We start from the raw sequence: 17,081 nt of genomic DNA, 5'->3' as shown, positions 1-17,081 counted from the left end.
GTTGCTGGATTCCGGGAATAAATCCCGGAATGACAAAGGGTTTGTTTGAGGCAGCTCGCTGCCGCCTCAGCGCTCAGTTAGCCTGCTGTTCCTGCCCTGCGCTATCCACCGCTGTTGCGATGGATTCGATGCGGCGGGCGACGTCGGCGAGTTTGGCGGCGAATTTGGATTCCATGGATTCGGCTTCCGCCGCCACATCGCTGCCGGCCTTGGTGACCGTCTGGAGTTCGGAGCGCAATTGGTCGAGCTTGCGTTCGGCTTCGACAAGCTCGTCGACAACCGCAATGCCCGCCATGACCGTCAGGCGATTGTCGCCGATCTCGCCGAACGAGCCCTTGTACTCGTCGATATAGCGATTGAAGCGCGCGGCGAGGGAGGAAAGGTGGGTTTCCTGCCCGTCCTCGCACGCCATGCGGTATTTGCGGCCGTTGATTTCGACGCTGACTTCAGCCACGGGCTTCTCCTTGTTCGAGCACCGACCGGACGGTCGCCATCGCATCATCGAGCCGGCGCGAAACCTCGTCGGCCGCCTGGTCGAGCCGGTCGGCGCGGGCCGTGGCCCTGTCGAGATCGCCGGCCAACCGCGCGCGGTCGGCGGCCAGCCGCTGACCTTCGGCCTGGAGCTGGGTCGAGGACCGAAGCCGCCCCGAGAGCGAACGTACGGAAGTGTCGAGCCGGTTGAGCGCCCGATCCAGCCGCTCGATGGCCGCCGAAAAACTCTCTGACGATGATGGCGATGACACTTCGGCGCGTCCTTCGAATCTGGTGTCTTTCCCCCTCACAATAACCCCAAAAGTGGCGGAAATGGCAAGGCCGGCGGGTTGGAGGCGACATTGACTCGATAACCGGACCTGTTATGTGTCTGCCACGCGCGACGGACCCCGGCCTGGGGCGATCCGGCGCCTCGCTTTTTCTTGGTCGAACGCTTCGGGAAATCCATGACTGACAGAGCCAAACACGATGCAATGGCCAACGCCATCCGCGCCCTTTCCATGGACGCCGTGCAGGCCGCCAATTCGGGTCATCCGGGCCTGCCCATGGGCGGCGCCGACATCGCCACCGTGCTGTTTTCCAAGGTGATGAAATTCGATCCCCAAGCCCCCCACTGGCCCGACCGCGACCGGTTCGTGCTGTCGGCCGGCCACGGCTCGATGCTGCTCTATTCCTCGCTCTACCTGCTGGGCTATGAGGATATGACACTCGACGATATCAAGCATTTCCGCCAGCTCGGCTACAAGACCGCCGGCCACCCCGAATATGGCCACGCCGAAGGCATCGAAACCACAACCGGCCCGCTGGGCCAGGGCCTGGGCAATGCCGTGGGCATGGCGATCGCCGAAGCCAAGCTGCGCGCCGAGTTCGGCGCCGAGCTGGTCGACCATTTCACCTACGTCTATGCCGGCGACGGGTGCCTGATGGAAGGCATTTCCCAGGAATCGATTTCGCTGGCCGGGCATCTGAAACTCAACAAGCTCATCGTCATCTGGGACAACAACGACATCACCATCGACGGCAAGGTGTCGATGGCCGACTCGACCGATCAGCGCAAGCGCTTCGAGGCGTCGGGCTGGGCGACCGTCGAAATCGACGGCCACGATCCCGAACAGATCGAAAAGGCGCTGCTGGACGCGCAGAAATCCGACAAGCCGGTGTTGATTTCGGCCAAGACCACCATCGGGTTCGGCTCCCCCAACAAGGCCGGCACCAACAAGGTGCACGGTTCGCCCCTGGGTGACGAGGAACTGGCCGCCGCCAAAAAGCAGCTCGGCTGGGAATACGGGCCCTTCGAAGTGCCCGCCGAGATCGTCGAAAACTGGCGCGAAGCCGGTGCGCGCGGTGCCCAGGCCCGCAGCGAATGGACCGCACGGCTGCAATCGGCCGGCGAGCGGGCCGAGTTCGAACGCCGGATGGATGGCAAGCTGCCTGAAGCGCTCAAGTCCGCGATGACCGATTACAAGCGCAAGCTGGCCGGGGACAAGCCCAAGCTGGCGACCCGCGCCTCGTCCCAGAACGCGCTTGAAGTGATCAATGGCGTGGTGCCCGAGACGTTGGGCGGTTCGGCGGATCTGACCGGTTCGAACAACACCAATACGTCCCAGACGCTGCCGTTTACGGCTGATGATTACTCGGGCCGCTACATCCATTACGGCATCCGCGAGCACGGCATGGCCGCTGCCATGAACGGGATTGCGCTCCATGGCGGGCTGATCCCCTATGGCGGCACCTTCATGACCTTCACCGATTACTGCCGCCCCTCGATCCGCCTTTCGGCGCTGATGGGCATTCGGGTCGGGTATGTGATGACCCATGATTCCATCGGGCTGGGCGAGGACGGGCCGACCCACCAGCCGGTCGAGCATCTTGCCGCGCTGCGCGCCATCCCCAATCTGCTGGTCTTCCGCCCGGCCGATGCCATGGAAGCTGCCGAGTGCTGGGAAATCACCCTGGAGCGCCAAAAGCAGCCCTCGATCCTCGCGCTGTCGCGCCAGGGCCTGCCGGCACTTCGGACCGAGTATTCGGACGAAAACCTCTCGCTGCGCGGCGCCTACACCATCTGGGGCGATGCCGATGCTGAAGTGGTGATCTTCGGCACGGGTTCGGAAACCCAGATCGCCGTGGAGGCTGCAAAGGAACTGACTGAAGCGGGCACGTCCGCACGTGCGGTTTCGGTGCCCTCGATGGAATTGTTCTTCGCCCAGTCCGACGACTACAAACAGACCGTTTTCGGCAAGGCCCGGGCACGGGTCGCCGTGGAAGCGGGGATCGAGATGGGCTGGAGCAAGTTCCTGGGCGAGAAAGGCCGGTTCGTCGGCATGACCGGGTTCGGCGCCTCGGGCGAGATTTCCGACCTCTACAAACACTTCGGTATTACGACCAAAGCCGTTGTTGAAGCGGCCAAGGCACAGCTTTAAGAACCGGGGCGCGCCAGCGCCCCTTTTTCCTTCCCGCTCGGCATTTATTATCAAGGAGCCGCTCATGACCGTCCGCGTCGCCATCAACGGTTTTGGCCGCATCGGCCGCAACGTTTTGCGTGCCATCGTCGAATCCGGCCGTACCGATATCGAGATCGTCGCCATCAACGACCTCGGCCCGGTGGAAACCAATGCGCACCTCATCCGCTATGATTCGGTGCATGGCCGGTTTCCCGGCACGGTGACGGTTTCGGGCGACACGATCGATGTGGGACGCGGACCGATCAAGGTGACCGCAGTGCGCAACCCCGCCGAACTCCCCCACAAGGAGATGGGCGTCGATATCGTCATGGAATGCACCGGCATCTTCGCCTCCAAGGAAAAGGCTTCGGCCCATATCGAAGCCGGGGCCAAGAAAGTGGTCGTTTCGGCACCTGCCGACGGCGCCGACCTGACGGTTGTCTATGGGGTAAACCACGACAAGCTCTCGAGCGATCACACGGTGATCTCGAACGCCTCGTGCACCACCAACTGCCTGGCGCCGGTCGCCTATGTGCTCAACGAGGCCGTGGGGATCGAAAAGGGCTTCATGACCACGATCCACTCCTATACCGGTGACCAGCCCACGCTCGACACCATGCACAAGGATCTCTATCGGGGCCGCGCCGCCGCGCTCTCGATGATCCCGACGACGACCGGGGCGGCCAAGGCAGTGGGTCTGGTGCTGCCCGAACTCAACGGCAAGCTCGACGGATTTTCGGTGCGCGTGCCGACCCCGAACGTTTCGGTGGTGGATTTCAAATTCATCGCCAAGAAATCGACCAGCGTCGAAGAAATCAATGCGGCGATCCAGACGGCGGCGGAAGGCAAGCTCAAGGGCATTCTGGGCTTCACCACCGAAAAACTGGTTTCGACCGATTTCAACCACGATCCCCATTCCTCGGTGTTCCACATGGACCAGACCAAGGTGATGGACGGCAATTTCGTGCGTATCCTAAGCTGGTACGACAACGAATGGGGCTTTTCCAACCGCATGAGCGATACGGCGGTTGCGTTCGCAAAGACGCTTTAAGCGACGCCATCAGGCAAGACTTCGGAGCGGCCGGACCGGTGATATCGGGACGGCCGCTTTGGCATTATGGCGGGTGAAGAGCGCGCGGCTCTTGTTTTCAATTGTTCTCGGCCACGCATTGCGCCACGTAAACCAGCGCCTCCGATGAGCCGTCCAGCGCGATTTCGGCGATGTCGAGCTCGGGCGCGGAGACGATCAGGTGCTGGCCGCCGCGCAAGGCCTTGATGAGCGGGACAGCCAGCGCGTCGTCATCGGGATCGGCGCTGTAGAAGAACAGCCTGCCACTGTAATCGGTGACCGGGAGTGTGAAGACCTCCTCATCGACAATAAACTCGAGCTCAGGCGGCACGTTTGCGAAAGGCTCGATGTCGGCGGCGGGGTCCAGTTGCAGGAAGAAGGCGCCGGCATCGGCAAGACCCTCGCCGGCGCATGAGAGACTGAGATGGCCATTGGCCGCACTGCCGCCTCCGGCGGCAAACGTTCCCATGTTGAAATGGCCGCCCCAGATCGGGGACGGTTCCTGGGCGATGGCGGGCGATGCAAGGGCGATGAGCGTCAGGAACGGCAGGGTTGGCTTCATGGCGGTGGACCGGCTTTGTTTCGCGGCGGGCATCCTGGGGCGTGGGGATGGCGGCAATGGGGCGGTGTCGGGGCTTCCGCGCCGCGTGCCACTCTGCTATGCGGCAGGTGGGCCGCGCTTTATAGCCGCAAAGATGGTATCCATTCTTGCGGGACGCGCCCCGGGCAGAAAAGGTGCAGCATGACCAGTGCGTTCAAGACTCTCGACGATTTCGACCTCGACGGAAAACGCGTGCTGCTGCGCGTCGACCTCAACGTGCCCGTCAAGGACGGCAAGGTGACCGACGCGACCCGGATCGAGCGCGTGGCGCATACCATCCAGGAAATCGCCAACAAGGGCGGACTGCCGATTCTCCTGGCCCATTTCGGGCGACCCAAGGGCAAGGTCGATCCTGCGATGAGCCTTGAGGTGGTGGTCGACGAGCTGCAGCGGATCGTGGGCAAGCCGGTGACGTTCGCAAGGACCGACTGGATCGATGTGAGCGCGGCGAAATCGGCGATCGAGGGCGCCGAAAAGGGATCGGTGATCCTGCTCGAAAACACGCGCTTTCATCCCGGTGAAGAAAAGAACGATCCCGAACTGGTCGAGCGGATGGCATCGCTGGGCGATATCTACGTCAACGACGCCTTTTCGGCGGCCCACCGCGCGCACGCATCCACCGAAGGGCTGGCCCACAAGCTGCCCGCCGCCGCTGGGCGGGCGATGGCGGCCGAGCTCACAGCGCTCGAGGCCGGCTTGGGCAATCCGCAAAAGCCGGTGATCGCCATCGTGGGCGGCGCCAAGGTTTCCACCAAGATCGACCTGCTCGAAAATCTCGTCACCAAGGTCGAGGCGCTGGTGATCGGCGGGGGCATGGCCAACACCTTCATCTACGCGCTGGGCTATGACGTGGGAAAATCGCTTTGCGAGCGCGATTTAAAGGAAACCGCACTGCGGATCATGGACAAGGCCGAGGACGCCCATTGCGCCATCATCCTGCCCATCGATGGGGTGGTGGCCTGGCACTTCCAGGCCGATACGCCCAGCCGGATCTATGGGCTCGACGCCATCGACAAGGACGGCATGGTGCTCGACGCCGGGCCGCAATCGGTCGAAAAGATCAAGACGGCGATCAATGAAGCCAAGACCGTTGTCTGGAACGGCCCGCTGGGCGCCTTCGAGATGACCCCGTTCGACACGGCGACCGTCGAAGTGGCGCGCCATGCGGCCGAGCGGACGCGCAAGGGGCTTTTGACCTCTGTGGCCGGCGGGGGGGATACGGTCGCGGCGCTTGCCCATGCGGGGGTCAAGGACCAGTTCACCTATGTCTCGACGGCGGGCGGGGCGTTCCTCGAATGGATGGAAGGCAAGCCCCTGCCAGGGGTCGATGCGCTGAAGCAGGACTGACGCTCGGGCGATTCGGCAATGGGCACGGCGGCCGTGTGACGGGTTCCTGCCTCTCGCCTAGTCAATTCGTCCAATACCCGAACGTCTAATCGATAAGAGCCGCGTGATTTTGGTATTTTGCCCCATCTTCACATTTCATGGGGTTTTCCGTCCGATGTCTCGACTGAGCGAGATTGCCCACCAGCTCGTAGCGCCCGGCAAGGGTATTCTGGCCGCCGACGAATCCACCGGCACCATCAAGAAACGGTTCGACACCATCGGGCTTCAATCGACGGAAACGGCGCGGCGCGACTATCGCGAGATGCTGTTCGGCGCCACCGAGGCCATGAGCCGCTATATCTCCGGCGTCATCCTGTTCGACGAAACCATCCGCCAATCGGCCGCCGACAGCACCCCGTTCGTCGAGATGCTGCGCGCCAACAACTGCCTGCCCGGCATCAAGGTCGATACCGGCGCCAAGCCCCTGCCCGGCTTCGCCGACGAAACGGTGACCGAAGGACTGGACGGGTTGCGCGAACGGCTCAACGAATACGCCCAGATCGGCGCGGCCTTCGCCAAATGGCGTGGCGTGATCGGCATCGGCCCCAATAAACCCACCCGCGCTTCGGTGCATGCCAATGCCCATGCGCTGGCCCGCTATGCGGCGCTGTGCCAGGAAGCGGGCATCGTACCGATCGTTGAGCCCGAAGTGCTGGCCGACGGCAAGCCGGGCGACCACACGATCGAAACCTGCGAGAAGGTGACCACCGATACGCTGGGCGAAGTGTTCGAACAGCTCCGCCTCGCCGGCGTTGCGCTCGACGGGATGATTTTGAAGCCCAACATGGTGATCCCCGGCGTCAACGGACCCAAGGTTTCGGTCGAGGAAGTGGCCGAACGCACGGTGCGGACATTGAAGGCGACAGTGCCGGCCATCGTTCCGGGCATCGCCTTCCTTTCGGGCGGGCAGACCTCCGAGCAGGCGAGCGCCAACCTTTCGGCCATGCACCATATCGGCAAGCTGCCCTGGGCGCTGACCTTCTCGTATGGCCGCGCATTGCAGGCCGAAGCGCTCCAGACGTGGGGCGGCAAGCCCGAGAACGTCGAGGCTGCGCGTCAGGCCTTTACCCATCGCGCCAAGATGAACTCGCTGGCTTCATTGGGACAGTGGGCGCCGGAGCTCGATAAGGCGGCCTGATCCTCGTTGGCGTAGGCGATACATGACGCCCGCCTTCCATCGCGTGGCTCTGCCAGCCCCAATACCCTTTCCAATTCAGGAGGGACGCTGTAAGCGAACGGCGTCCCTCTTTTCGTCATGGTTTGACGGCAAGGGAACCCCAATATCTACTAGGGCGCCATGGCAGTCGACATCTTCCTCATCACCGACCCGGAAACCGATTTGGAGCGGACGGCGGCGCTGCTCAAGGCGACGCTCGAGCGGGTGAACGCGGCCGCAGTGCTGATCGCCGCCGGCGAGGCCGACGATTATGCCTATGTGGAGCGCGCCAAGGCGCTGGCGCCCATCGCCCAGGCCCATGATTGCGCGGCGATCCTCGACGGGCGTCCGAGCCTGGTCAAATCCGCCCGCGCCGATGGCGTGCACATGTCGGGCGGGATCACGGCCCTGCGCGAAGCCATCGAGACGCTCAAGCCCGATTATATCGTTGGGACCGGCGATATCGGATCGCGCCACGAAGCCATGGTGCGCGGCGAACTCGATATCGACTACCTGATGTTCGGCGATCGCGACGACCCCGAACTCGACGGGCGCGAAATGGCCGATTGGTGGGCGGAAACCTTTGAGGTGCCCTCGGTCTATTTCGCGAGCCAAGCCGACGCGGGAACGCTTTGGGAGCGCGCCAGCGAATTTGTCGCCTTCGCCCAAGCCGATTGGGAAAACATCGAAAAGCTGCTCGGAGACGGGGCATGAGGACGATCGTCGCGCTGCTTGCCTGCGGGCTAGCGTTGGTGCCCATGACGGCATCGGCCCAGACCGAGCAGATGGACGAGGCGCTCGACATTTCCCGCCTGCTGCTGGACCCGCCCGAAGGCGTGGACCTTGCCTATGGCGCGTTCCAGCGCGGCTATTATCTGACCGCCCTGCGGCTGGCCGAGCGCCGCGCCGCCAATGGCGACGCCGTGGCCCAGACGCTGATCGGGGAAATCCACGCCAACGGGCTGGGCGTGCCCCAGGACATTCCCCGCGCCATAAGCTGGTACGCCCAGGCCGACCAGAACGGCGACATTCAGGCGACATTTCAACTGGCGATGATCTACCAGAATGGAAGCGGGGTAACCCGCAACCGCGAACGGGCCGCAGCGCTGTTCCAAAAGGCCGCCGAGGGCGGACATATTGCCGCCAAATACAATCTGGGCCTGCTGCACGTCGAAGGGCTTTATGCCGAACCCAATCTGGTGCGCGCCGCCGAACTGATCGGGGATGCAGCCGCGGCGGGCCTGCCCGAAGCGCAATATGATTATGCTGTGATGCTGCTCGAAGGCGCGGGCGTGGCGCCCAATACCCAAGCGGCGCTCGACCTGCTCAGGCTGTCGGCTGAACAGGGCCTGCCCGCCGCGCAGGTGGAACTGGCCACCCTGCTCTATCTGGGCGCCGATGGCGGGGTGCGCGACGCGGCGGGCGCCGCCCAATGGTATGGCCGGGCCGCGGAAACCGGCAACGCCGTGGGCCAGGTGCGCTATGCCATGATGCTGGCCGCCGCCGAGGGCGTGGCCGAGGATATCGAAACCGCAGCGATGTATCGCGCGCTGGCCCGGCGGCAGGGGCTGACCGACGAGGCGCTGGAGCAATTGCTGCACGGCGCGGACCCCGACGCGCTGGCCCGGGGCGAGGAACGCGCCCGCTATTGGCCCGGTGTTCCGCCGCAAGACGAGCCGCAGCCAGCCACCCGCGAGGAAGATGCCGCCGACGAGCCGATGCCCGAAACGCTGGACACCCTGCCCCCCGCACTCGAAGAACTGACGAGCCAAGAATAACGCGCGGTCAAGGTCGGCGGGCAGCCAGGGCGGTGTCGCACCATGCTTCCAGAGCGTGCCTTATGGCGATTTCGAACGGCGCGTGACGGGTAAAAGCCCACCAGAGCCGCGCACCCAACCACGCATTGGCCATCTGCCAGCCCAGCGCCTGGGCGTCGCCCCCCTCCCCCGCCAGTCGGCGCCCGAGCGCGGAAGCGAGCGCCGCGCCCCAGGCCGCGCCGCGCTGGCGCAGCACCGGGTTGCGGATATCTTCGCGCAGCAATTGCAAGCCATCGGCCTCGCTGGTTTCCGCATCCACGCCGGGGGCAAGGCGCAGCAACAGGCCAATCGCCCCTTCGCGAGTGATCGGCTCCTCGCGGTCGGCCGCCGCCGTTTCCGCATCGAGCTGATCCCACGCATGGAGCAGCACCGCTTCGAGGAGGCGTTCCTTGTCGCCGAAGCGCTGCACGAGGGTAGCCGGCGACAGTCCCGCCGCCTTGGCCGCCATCGCGAACGTCAGATTGGCCGGGCCGACGGCGGCGACCTGCCCCAGCACGGTATCGAGAAGGGTTCGGTCGGAAATGGTTTTGGGTCTTGCCATGCTTGATTTATAAACGTACGTTTGTTTATAAATCAAGGGAGAATGCATCATGGCACGAATTCTCGGTTATATCGCCGCGAGCCTCGATGGCTTCATTGCCGACAAGGACGACAATCTCAACTGGCTGTTCGCCTATAACGACATGGAGTTGGGCGAGCACGATTATCGCACCTTCATCAAGCGCATCCGCACCGTGGTCATGGGGCGCGGCACCTATGATTTTCTCGCCAACGACCCCTCGCCCTGGGCCTATGGGGAACAAAGATGCTTTGTGATGACCTCGACGCCGATCGAAAATCCTCCGGCGGCGCTTGAGATCCGCAGCGATATCGACGCGCTGATCGCCGAGCTGCGCGCGCTCGACGATGGCGACGTCTGGATGCTGGGCGGGGGCCGGCTGCAGATGGCGTTTATGGAAAAAGACGCGCTGGACGAACTGGAGATTTACGTCATCCCCGAAATCATCGGCGGCGGGCGTCCGCTGTTTCCAGCCACCGGTTTACGGGCGAGCCCGAAACTGTTGAGCGCCGCCGAAATCGACAAGGGCTGCGTGCGGTTGCACTACAGCTTCGAAACCTGATCAAAGACCGATTTCGGCCCGTTTGGCTTTCGTGAGGCCGGCGGCGACTAGGCGGTGGGAGTTGGTGACGTACTGGCAGACCTCGTCTTCGGAAAGGTCCGCGTCCGAGGCGACCGACACCCATTGCCGCTTGGCGAAATAGGGTGCCTGGGTGATGCCCGAAAGCGCCGTGAGGATTTCGAACGTCTCCTGGGGGCATTTGAAGACGATGGTCGCCGTGCCATCCTCGCGCTCGCCGAAAACCGCATAGACCTTGCCGCCCACCTTGGCAACGCGGGCATCCCACTGATCGTGCAGCGTGTTGCCCTTGAACGTTTCGGCAAAGGCATCGAAGCCGGTTCTGGTAAAAACTGTCATCACCGCTATGCTCCGGGCCGCTGGATTTCGGCATCATGGCAGATCGAGGCGAAGAGAAAAACGGGGCATGATGACGAAACCAAAAGGCGTGCTGCTGCTGGGAACATCCCATGCGGGAAAATCGACATCCGCAGCCGGGCTCGCGGCGGCATTGGACTGGCGCCTCATATCCACCGACGCGCTGAGCCGCCATCCTGGACGCCCATGGGCGGGTGCGCCCGATCCTGTAATCGAATTCTATCTGGGGCTATCTGACGACGCCATTCATTGGTTTCTGCACGTGCACCATCAGAACATGAGGCCGCTCATCGGCGATGCAATCGAAAAGGCGAAGCGTGCAGGCGGTTTCGTTCTGGAAGGGGCGGCGCTCCGCCCTGAACATCTGGACGATTGGGATCTCGATGGGGTTCACCCGCTGTGCCTTTTCGCCGATGACGCCGTGCTGCGTGGCAGGATAATGGCGGCGAGCGGGCATGAGAAGCGAGACGACGAGATGAAACGGGCCATCGACAAATTCATCGAGCGCTCCCTGCGAGAGAACCGGGCATTGGTTGCAGCGGCGCGCGAGCGAGGGATCGATCTGGTCGATGTGACCGATTACGGCGGTGCCGACCGGTATTTTGCGGCGCTGATCGGGGAGCTTTCAGCGCCGGAGGGCGCGGGCTCGACGTCGTAAAGGCTTGAAAGCCGCCCCGTTCTGGGGCAAAAGCCTGCGCACCAGTCATCTTGGCCTTGCGCGCCCTCTCGCGCGGGCGCACAACGAAAAGACCACAAATGAAGATCAACGGTAACGAAATCCGTCCCGGCAACGTGATCATGCACCAGGACCGGCTCTGGGTCGCTGTCAAGGTCGACCACGTCAAGCCCGGCAAGGGCGGCGCCTATGCTCAGGTGGAGCTGAAGGCCATTCAGGGCACCACCAAGCTCAACGAACGCTTCCGTTCGGCCGAAACCGTCGAGCGCGTGACGCTCGAACAGCGCGATTTCCAGTTCCTCTACGCCCAGGGCGAGCAGCTCGTGTTCATGAACACCGAGACCTATGAGCAGATCGAGCTGGAAAGCGATTTCGTGGGCGAGCGCGCCGCGTTTCTTCAGGACGGCATGATGGTGACAGTCGAAATGTACGAGGACACCCCGCTCGGCATCCAGCTCCCCGCCCAGGTGACGCTGGAGGTGACCGACACCGAGCCCGTGGTCAAGGGCCAGACGGCGGCCAACTCGTTCAAGCCCGCAACGCTGGAAAACGGCGTCAAGACCATGGTGCCGCCGTTCGTGGGAATCGGGCAGAAGATCATCGTCGATACCAGCGAAGTGACCTATATCCGCCGGGCGGATTGATCGCACGCGTCGGGGTGCCTGCAAGCGCTGCGCACCCCTCACCCCCGGCCCCTCTCCCTCAAGGGGAGAGGGGGGCTCTTTTTGCGGGCGTTTGCGTTTCTTCCCCTTCTCCCCTTGAGGGAGAAGGTGGCCGCGAAGCGGTCGGATGAGGGGTGCGCAGCGGTTGCGCCAGACGCCTTCGCCGCTTATTTGAATAATCGTCCACCTCATCGAACAGGAATTCGCCCATGGCCCGCTCAGCGCTGATGAACATCATGGTCAATGCCGCAATGAAGGCTGGCAAGGGGTTGATCCGCGATTTCGGCGAGGTCGAGAACCTGCAGGTTTCGCGTAAAGGTCCCGCCGATTTCGTCTCGGTGGCCGATAAGCGCGCCGAAAAGATCGTCATGGACGAGTTGATGAAGGCCCGCCCCACCTATTCTTTCCTCATGGAGGAAGGCGGGGAGATCAAGGGCACCGATGGGATGCACCGCTGGATCATCGACCCCATCGATGGCACCACCAATTTCCTGCACGCCATTCCGCTGTTTGCAGTCGCCATCGCGCTCGAACGCAATGGCGAGATCGTCTCCTCGGTGATCTACAACCCGGTGATGGACGAGCTCTACAGCGCCGAAAAGGGCAATGGCGCCTGGCTCAACAACCGCCGCCTGCGCGTGGCGACGCGCCGGCATCTGGCCGATGCGGTGCTGGCCACCGGCATCAAGCTGACCGGCAAGGCGACCGATTCCATCGCCCAGCGCCAGGTGGCGCATTTGACACCCGCGGTTGGCGGTATCCGGCGCACGGGGTCGATCTCGATCGATCTGGCATGGCTGGCCGCCGGGCGGCTGGATGGGGTGTGGGAGGATCGGCTGTCGCCCTGGGACGTGGCGCCCGGCCTGCTGCTGGTCAAGGAGGCGGGCGGGTTCGTTTCCGATTATGCCGGGGGCACCGATTCCGTTGCCAAGGGTGAAGTCGTCGCCGGCAATGAGGTGATCCAGGCCGAATTGCTCAAGACCATCCAGTCGGTCAAATAACGGGCGTGACGAGGGATTTTCCTTTGGTCACTTTTCCTTAACCACGTCTCAAGTCATTGTCAGGACATCATGGTCTGACTAAGCTGGCGCGAAATTCATGGCGCTGGCGACAGCGCCGCGTGGAGCCGCCTGTTTAATGACGCAACCCTACGATCCCTATCGCCTGTCCAGTCCGCTGGTCTATCTCATCAAGATGGTGATCTTCCTCGTTCTGGTGGGGATGGTCGCGGTCATCATCCTGCCCCAGCTTCTGGAAGCGTTCTGGTCCTCGCCCTTCATCAACGGGCTGATCCTATTCGCGCTGCTGGTGGGGATCGTCTTGAGCTTTAGGCAGGTGATCCGGCTGTTCCCGGAGGTCCATTGGGTCAATTCGCTCCAGGAGGGCAATGCGGGCCAGTTGCGCCGCGCACCGGTGCTGCTTTCGCCCGTCGCCGCCATCATGCGCGACCGGCTGGGGGAAACGGTGATTACCCCCGCCTCCATGCGCTCGATCCTAGATTCGGTGGGCATCAGGCTCGACGAAGCCAAGGAAACCTCTCGCTATCTCACCAGCCTGCTGGTCTTTCTCGGCCTGTTGGGCACGTTTTACGGCCTTTTGGGCACCGTTGGCGCAGTTGCGGGCGTGATCCAGGGGCTGGACGTGACCTCGGGGGATTCAACAAGTCTGTTCGCCAATCTGCGCGAGGGACTGGAAGCCCCGCTCGGTGGGATGTCGACGGCGTTTTCCTCCTCGCTGTTCGGCCTTGCCGGCTCACTGGTGCTGGGCTTTCTCGACCTTCAGACCGGTCAGGCACAGAATTCATTCTATACCGACCTCGAAGACTGGATGAGTTCGATGACCGAGCTCGACCACCCCATCGCCACCCTGCAGGCCAACAATTTCGGCGTTTCGGGCAGCGAGATGCAGCAGATGTTCGAGCGGCTGGGCGCCACCATGCAGACCCAGAATTCATCCCAGAACGCCATCCGTGCCATGGCGGAACTCGCCAAGGGCATCGACGGGCTGGTTAAGCACATCAGGGCCGAGCAGGAGGATCTGCGCGCCCATATCGCCGAGCAGGCCGAGGTGAACAAGCGCCTGAACCGGCTGATCGACACCCTGTTGCAGGACGCCGACCGTCCGCGCGACGGGCACAATTAAGGACGACGGCCTATGGCACTCGTCAGAGGGCGCTCCACCGAACGCGTCAATTCCTGGCCCGGCTATGTCGACGCCCTGTCGAGCCTGCTACTGGTCATCATCTTCATGCTCTCGATGTTCATGATCGCCCAGTTCTTCCTCAATCAGGAAATTCTGGGCCGTGACAGCGCGCTCTCCCGACTCAATGCCCAGATTGCCGAACTGACCGAATTGCTGCAGCTTGAACGCGCCAATTCCGAGGATCTGGAACTTTCGATCGCCTCGCTTTCCGCGACGCTCTCGGGAGTGGAAAGCGAGCGGGACTCTCTCCAGAGCGAACTGGCGGGCATCGGCGTGGGAATCGGCGAATACGACGCGACCATCGCCGGGCTCGAGGCCGAGCTTTCCGACGAACGCGAGCTGTCCTCGGAAGCGCAGGCGCAAGTGGCGCTTTTGAACCAGCAGCTCGCCGCACTGCGCCAGCAGATCGGGGCGCTGGAAGCGGCGCTCGAAGCGTCCGAATTGCGCGACGTCGAAAGCCGCACCCAGATCGCCGATCTGGGACGCCGGCTGAACGTTGCGCTGGCCCAGCGGGTGCAGGATCTGTCGCGCTATCGGTCGGACTTCTTCGGGCGGTTGCGGGAAATTCTCGAAGGCCGCTCGGACGTGCAGGTGGTGGGCGATCGTTTCGTCTTCCAGTCCGAAGTGCTGTTCGACGCTGGGCAGGCGGTGATTTCCGACGAGGGCGAGGTGCAGATCGCTTCGCTGGCCGACGCCATTCTCGAGCTGGAGACGGAAATCCCCTCCGATATTCCCTGGGTGCTGCGCATTGACGGACATACCGACCGCCGGCCGATCTCGACACCGCAATTTCCCTCCAACTGGGAATTGTCGGCGGCCCGCGCCATTGCCGTGGCCAAGCTTCTGGTGGAACAGGGAGTTTCGCCCAACCGGCTGCTGGCGGCGGGTTTCGGGGAGTTCGCACCACTCGATCCCGGGGACAGCGATGAGGCGTATCGGCGGAACAGGCGGATCGAGTTCAAGCTGACCGAGGCATAGCGGCCCACCTTCTCCCTCAAGGGGAGAAGGGTAGCTCACAGCAAGCGCATCGGAACGGCACATGCCGTGGAAGAGTTCGCCCTACCCCGCCAGCGCTTCCTCGTTCATGCGGAACTGGAGTTTGGCCAGCTCCGCGTAGCGGCCGCCTTTTTGGACCAGTTGGGTGTGGGTGCCCTCGTCAATCAGGCAGCCTTTTTCCAGGACCAGGATGCGGTTGGCGTTGCGGATGGTAGCGAGGCGGTGGGCGATGACCAGGGTGGTGCGGCCTTCCATCAGGCGCTCGAGCGCCTTTTGCACGAGATGCTCGCTTTGCGCGTCCAGCGCCGAAGTCGCCTCATCGAGAAGCAGGATCGGGGCGTCCTTTAAAAGCGCGCGGGCGATGGCGACGCGCTGTTTCTGGCCGCCCGAAAGCATGACGCCGCGTTCGCCCACCATGGTGTCGAAACCGGAGGGCAGATCCTCGACGAAACCGGTGACCAGAGCCGCATCGGCGGCGGCGCGGATTTCGTCCATGTTCGCCTCGGGCTTGGCGAAGCGGATGTTGTCGGCGATGGTGCCGGCAAAAATCACCGGCTCCTGATCGACCGAAGCGAATCGCTGGCGCAGTTCGGCCGGGTTGACGTCGCGCACGTCGAGGCCATCGACCAGCACGCGGCCGGCATTGACGTCGTAAAAACGCTGCAACAGGGCAAAGACCGTGGTCTTGCCCGCCCCCGACGCGCCGACCAGCGCGACCTGTTCGCCCTTTTGAACCGAGAAGGACAGGTTCGAGAGGATGGGCGCGTCATCGCGCGTCTTGTAGGTGAAATCGACGGCTTCGAACGCCACGGTGCCCAAAGACGGCACGGGCATGGGCGTGGGACTAGCCTTGATGGGCAGGGTCGAGCGGGTGTCGAGGATTTCGAAAAGCCGCTCGGTGGCACCGGAAACCTGCTGAAGCGTGCCGAACACATCGCTCATATTGGTGAGCGCGGACGTCGCGACCACCGCATAGATTGCGAACTGGGTGACCTCGCCCACGGTGATCATGCCGGCAAACACCGCCTGGGTGCCCAGCCAGATCAGCCCCACCATGGCGCACATGGAAACGAACAGCACCAGCCCGATCATCAGCGCACGGGCCATGAGCCGCGACAATTCGGCCCGGTAGCTGGTTTCGGCATAGCCACGGAACAGTTCCTGCTGGCTTTCCTCCTGGGTGAAGGATTTGACCGTTTTGACCGAGGACAGCGTCTCGGTGATCATCGCCGAGAGATCGGCCAGCGAGGATTGGGTGCGCTTGGAAACCTTCTTCATGCGCCGGCCCATGAGGACCAGGGGCACGACGATGATGGGGATGATGACGATGACGCCGAGCGCGAGCTGGAAGCTGGTCAAGAACATCATGACGATGGCGCCCACCATCAGGATGAACGAGCGCAGCGCCAGCGAAGCGGACGAGCCGACCGCCGAGCGGATGGTGGCGACGTCGGCATTGAGCCGCGAGGTCAATTCCCCCACCCGGTTGACGTCGAAGAAGGTGGCATCGAGCGTCAGCAGATGATCGAACACCTCGCGCCGCAGATCGGCGATGGCGCGCTCGCCGATAACCGAAATGAGATAGAAGCGCGCGCCGCCCGAAACAGCCATGATGGCGGCGATGACGATCACCAGCCAAGCGTAGGAGGAAACGACGTCGAGATTTTGGGTGACGAAGCCCTGATCGATGAAGTCGCCAGCGAAATAGGGCAGCGACAGCGAAGTGATCGCCGCGATCAGCAGGAAGGCGAAGGTGAGCGACAGCCGCACCGGATAGCGCGTCATGAACGGAACGAGGCGCCGCAGCGGCGAGAACGAGCTCGGCTTGGCGCCCACGCTAAGGCGCGGGATTTCGGCCTGGGACGGTGTTGTCATGTCGGAAGGTCTTGCGTCAGCCATGAAACGGGCTTTCTATGTTTGCCGCCTAGATAAGCCCTTGGCGCCCGAAGGGCAACCTTGCGCAAAGGTGCGGGGCCTGTTAGCCGGCCCTTGCGCATTGCGCGCGCTTTCGGTAAAAGGCCGCCAACCAGTTTGCGAGACGTTTCGTCCGGGCGCTTGAGCGCCCGTTTGATTTAGGGCCCGATCCA

18 protein-coding genes are annotated in these 17,081 nt (G+C 63.2%); 12 read left to right on the top strand and 6 right to left on the bottom strand.

Annotation, left to right across the window (positions count from 1 at the left end):
* Window positions 1-73: 73 nt before the first annotated feature.
* Together V4T21_RS02260 and V4T21_RS02255 are read right to left on the bottom strand one after the other, a co-directional pair.
* Window positions 74-454: a cell division protein ZapA gene (locus V4T21_RS02260; protein WP_332712428.1), complete on the bottom strand. Its 381-nt coding sequence runs from the start codon at window positions 452-454 to the stop codon at window positions 74-76.
* A complete protein-coding gene (locus V4T21_RS02255; protein ID WP_332712426.1) occupies window positions 447-743 on the bottom strand; it encodes a DUF4164 family protein in 297 nt (98 codons plus the stop codon). Before V4T21_RS02255 ends, V4T21_RS02260 begins: the two co-directional genes overlap by 8 nt.
* A 195-nt stretch (window positions 744-938) precedes the next feature.
* Here V4T21_RS02255 and tkt point away from each other — a divergent pair, with 195 nt between their 5' ends.
* Window positions 939-2,912 carry a transketolase gene (gene tkt, locus V4T21_RS02250; RefSeq protein WP_332712423.1) on the top strand — a complete coding sequence of 658 codons (1,974 nt, stop codon included), beginning with the start codon at window positions 939-941 and terminating at the stop codon, window positions 2,910-2,912.
* A gap of 64 nt (window positions 2,913-2,976) precedes the next feature.
* The gene (gap, locus tag V4T21_RS02245) at window positions 2,977-3,984 is read left to right on the top strand and encodes a type I glyceraldehyde-3-phosphate dehydrogenase (protein WP_332712421.1); all 1,008 of its coding nucleotides are present in this window, start codon (window positions 2,977-2,979) and stop codon (window positions 3,982-3,984) included.
* Between the two features lie 97 nt (window positions 3,985-4,081).
* On the opposite strand, the gene V4T21_RS02240 is transcribed toward gap, so the two are convergent.
* The gene (locus V4T21_RS02240) at window positions 4,082-4,564 is read right to left on the bottom strand and encodes a hypothetical protein (RefSeq protein ID WP_332712419.1); all 483 of its coding nucleotides are present in this window, start codon (window positions 4,562-4,564) and stop codon (window positions 4,082-4,084) included.
* 180 nt (window positions 4,565-4,744) lie between these two features.
* Between V4T21_RS02240 and V4T21_RS02235 the strand changes: the two genes are divergently transcribed.
* From V4T21_RS02235 to V4T21_RS02220, 4 genes are all read left to right on the top strand, one after another.
* Window positions 4,745-5,950 (top strand): phosphoglycerate kinase, encoded by a 1,206-nt coding sequence (locus V4T21_RS02235; protein ID WP_332712417.1) that lies wholly within the window; start codon window positions 4,745-4,747, stop codon window positions 5,948-5,950.
* A gap of 154 nt (window positions 5,951-6,104) precedes the next feature.
* The gene (locus tag V4T21_RS02230; protein ID WP_332712414.1) at window positions 6,105-7,127 is read left to right on the top strand and encodes a class I fructose-bisphosphate aldolase; all 1,023 of its coding nucleotides are present in this window, start codon (window positions 6,105-6,107) and stop codon (window positions 7,125-7,127) included.
* Between the two features lie 159 nt (window positions 7,128-7,286).
* The gene (locus V4T21_RS02225; protein WP_332712411.1) at window positions 7,287-7,859 is read left to right on the top strand and encodes a thiamine phosphate synthase; all 573 of its coding nucleotides are present in this window, start codon (window positions 7,287-7,289) and stop codon (window positions 7,857-7,859) included.
* Entirely contained in the window at window positions 7,856-8,923 is a 1,068-nt protein-coding gene (locus V4T21_RS02220; RefSeq protein ID WP_332712409.1) for a tetratricopeptide repeat protein, read from the top strand. Before V4T21_RS02225 ends, V4T21_RS02220 begins: the two co-directional genes overlap by 4 nt.
* 7 nt (window positions 8,924-8,930) lie before the next feature.
* Here the strand turns inward: V4T21_RS02220 and V4T21_RS02215 are convergent, their stop codons facing one another.
* Entirely contained in the window at window positions 8,931-9,503 is a 573-nt protein-coding gene (locus V4T21_RS02215) for a TetR/AcrR family transcriptional regulator (RefSeq protein ID WP_332712406.1), read from the bottom strand.
* Window positions 9,504-9,552: 49 nt separating this feature from the next.
* On the opposite strand from V4T21_RS02215, the gene V4T21_RS02210 reads away from it, so the two are divergent.
* A complete protein-coding gene (locus V4T21_RS02210) occupies window positions 9,553-10,083 on the top strand; it encodes a dihydrofolate reductase family protein (RefSeq protein WP_332712403.1) in 531 nt (176 codons plus the stop codon).
* On the opposite strand, the gene V4T21_RS02205 is transcribed toward V4T21_RS02210, so the two are convergent.
* Window positions 10,084-10,440, bottom strand: a complete 357-nt coding sequence (locus tag V4T21_RS02205) for an MmcQ/YjbR family DNA-binding protein (RefSeq protein WP_332712400.1) — start codon at window positions 10,438-10,440, stop codon at window positions 10,084-10,086.
* A 67-nt stretch (window positions 10,441-10,507) separates the two neighbouring features.
* Here V4T21_RS02205 and V4T21_RS02200 point away from each other — a divergent pair, with 67 nt between their 5' ends.
* The 5 genes from V4T21_RS02200 (at window position 10,508) to V4T21_RS02180 (ending at window position 14,976) form a co-directional block, all read left to right on the top strand.
* Window positions 10,508-11,116: a hypothetical protein gene (locus V4T21_RS02200; RefSeq protein ID WP_332712398.1), complete on the top strand. Its 609-nt coding sequence runs from the start codon at window positions 10,508-10,510 to the stop codon at window positions 11,114-11,116.
* Between the two features lie 98 nt (window positions 11,117-11,214).
* Complete coding sequence (gene efp, locus V4T21_RS02195) at window positions 11,215-11,778, top strand: elongation factor P (protein ID WP_332712395.1); 564 nt, start codon at window positions 11,215-11,217, stop codon at window positions 11,776-11,778.
* A gap of 227 nt (window positions 11,779-12,005) precedes the next feature.
* Complete coding sequence (locus tag V4T21_RS02190; RefSeq protein WP_332712392.1) at window positions 12,006-12,797, top strand: inositol monophosphatase family protein; 792 nt, start codon at window positions 12,006-12,008, stop codon at window positions 12,795-12,797.
* A 136-nt stretch (window positions 12,798-12,933) separates the two neighbouring features.
* Window positions 12,934-13,938, top strand: coding sequence for a flagellar motor protein MotA (locus V4T21_RS02185; RefSeq protein WP_332712390.1), 1,005 nt, complete (start codon window positions 12,934-12,936; stop codon window positions 13,936-13,938).
* A gap of 12 nt (window positions 13,939-13,950) precedes the next feature.
* Window positions 13,951-14,976, top strand: a complete 1,026-nt coding sequence (locus V4T21_RS02180) for a peptidoglycan -binding protein (protein ID WP_332712387.1) — start codon at window positions 13,951-13,953, stop codon at window positions 14,974-14,976.
* A gap of 81 nt (window positions 14,977-15,057) precedes the next feature.
* Here the strand turns inward: V4T21_RS02180 and V4T21_RS02175 are convergent, their stop codons facing one another.
* Window positions 15,058-16,869 (bottom strand): ABC transporter transmembrane domain-containing protein, encoded by a 1,812-nt coding sequence (locus tag V4T21_RS02175; protein ID WP_332712384.1) that lies wholly within the window; start codon window positions 16,867-16,869, stop codon window positions 15,058-15,060.
* Window positions 16,870-17,081 lie beyond the last annotated feature (212 nt).

This window comes from Pelagibacterium mangrovi, from assembly GCF_036662815.1.
In the GTDB taxonomy this organism is placed as follows: Bacteria; Pseudomonadota; Alphaproteobacteria; order Rhizobiales; family Devosiaceae; genus Pelagibacterium; species Pelagibacterium mangrovi.
The sequence above is the reverse complement of the archived record's forward strand: the minus strand, read 5'-3'. Positions and strand labels throughout refer to the sequence as shown.

Excerpts from the sequence above, each read along its gene's own strand:
- V4T21_RS02185 (WP_332712390.1), top strand. The coding sequence starts at position 12,934 with ATGACGCAACCCTACGATCCCTATCGCCTGTCCAGTCCGCTGGTCTAT.
- gap (WP_332712421.1), top strand. The coding sequence starts at position 2,977 with ATGACCGTCCGCGTCGCCATCAACGGTTTTGGCCGCATCGGCCGCAAC.
- V4T21_RS02175 (WP_332712384.1), bottom strand. The coding sequence starts at position 16,869 with ATGACAACACCGTCCCAGGCCGAAATCCCGCGCCTTAGCGTGGGCGCC.
- V4T21_RS02240 (WP_332712419.1), bottom strand. The coding sequence starts at position 4,564 with ATGAAGCCAACCCTGCCGTTCCTGACGCTCATCGCCCTTGCATCGCCC.
- tkt (WP_332712423.1), top strand. The coding sequence starts at position 939 with ATGACTGACAGAGCCAAACACGATGCAATGGCCAACGCCATCCGCGCC.
- V4T21_RS02225 (WP_332712411.1), top strand. The coding sequence starts at position 7,287 with ATGGCAGTCGACATCTTCCTCATCACCGACCCGGAAACCGATTTGGAG.
- V4T21_RS02235 (WP_332712417.1), top strand. The coding sequence starts at position 4,745 with ATGACCAGTGCGTTCAAGACTCTCGACGATTTCGACCTCGACGGAAAA.
- V4T21_RS02230 (WP_332712414.1), top strand. The coding sequence starts at position 6,105 with ATGTCTCGACTGAGCGAGATTGCCCACCAGCTCGTAGCGCCCGGCAAG.
- V4T21_RS02210 (WP_332712403.1), top strand. The coding sequence starts at position 9,553 with ATGGCACGAATTCTCGGTTATATCGCCGCGAGCCTCGATGGCTTCATT.
- efp (WP_332712395.1), top strand. The coding sequence starts at position 11,215 with ATGAAGATCAACGGTAACGAAATCCGTCCCGGCAACGTGATCATGCAC.
- V4T21_RS02200 (WP_332712398.1), top strand. The coding sequence starts at position 10,508 with ATGATGACGAAACCAAAAGGCGTGCTGCTGCTGGGAACATCCCATGCG.
- V4T21_RS02205 (WP_332712400.1), bottom strand. The coding sequence starts at position 10,440 with ATGACAGTTTTTACCAGAACCGGCTTCGATGCCTTTGCCGAAACGTTC.
- V4T21_RS02180 (WP_332712387.1), top strand. The coding sequence starts at position 13,951 with ATGGCACTCGTCAGAGGGCGCTCCACCGAACGCGTCAATTCCTGGCCC.
- V4T21_RS02220 (WP_332712409.1), top strand. The coding sequence starts at position 7,856 with ATGAGGACGATCGTCGCGCTGCTTGCCTGCGGGCTAGCGTTGGTGCCC.
- V4T21_RS02215 (WP_332712406.1), bottom strand. The coding sequence starts at position 9,503 with ATGGCAAGACCCAAAACCATTTCCGACCGAACCCTTCTCGATACCGTG.
- V4T21_RS02190 (WP_332712392.1), top strand. The coding sequence starts at position 12,006 with ATGGCCCGCTCAGCGCTGATGAACATCATGGTCAATGCCGCAATGAAG.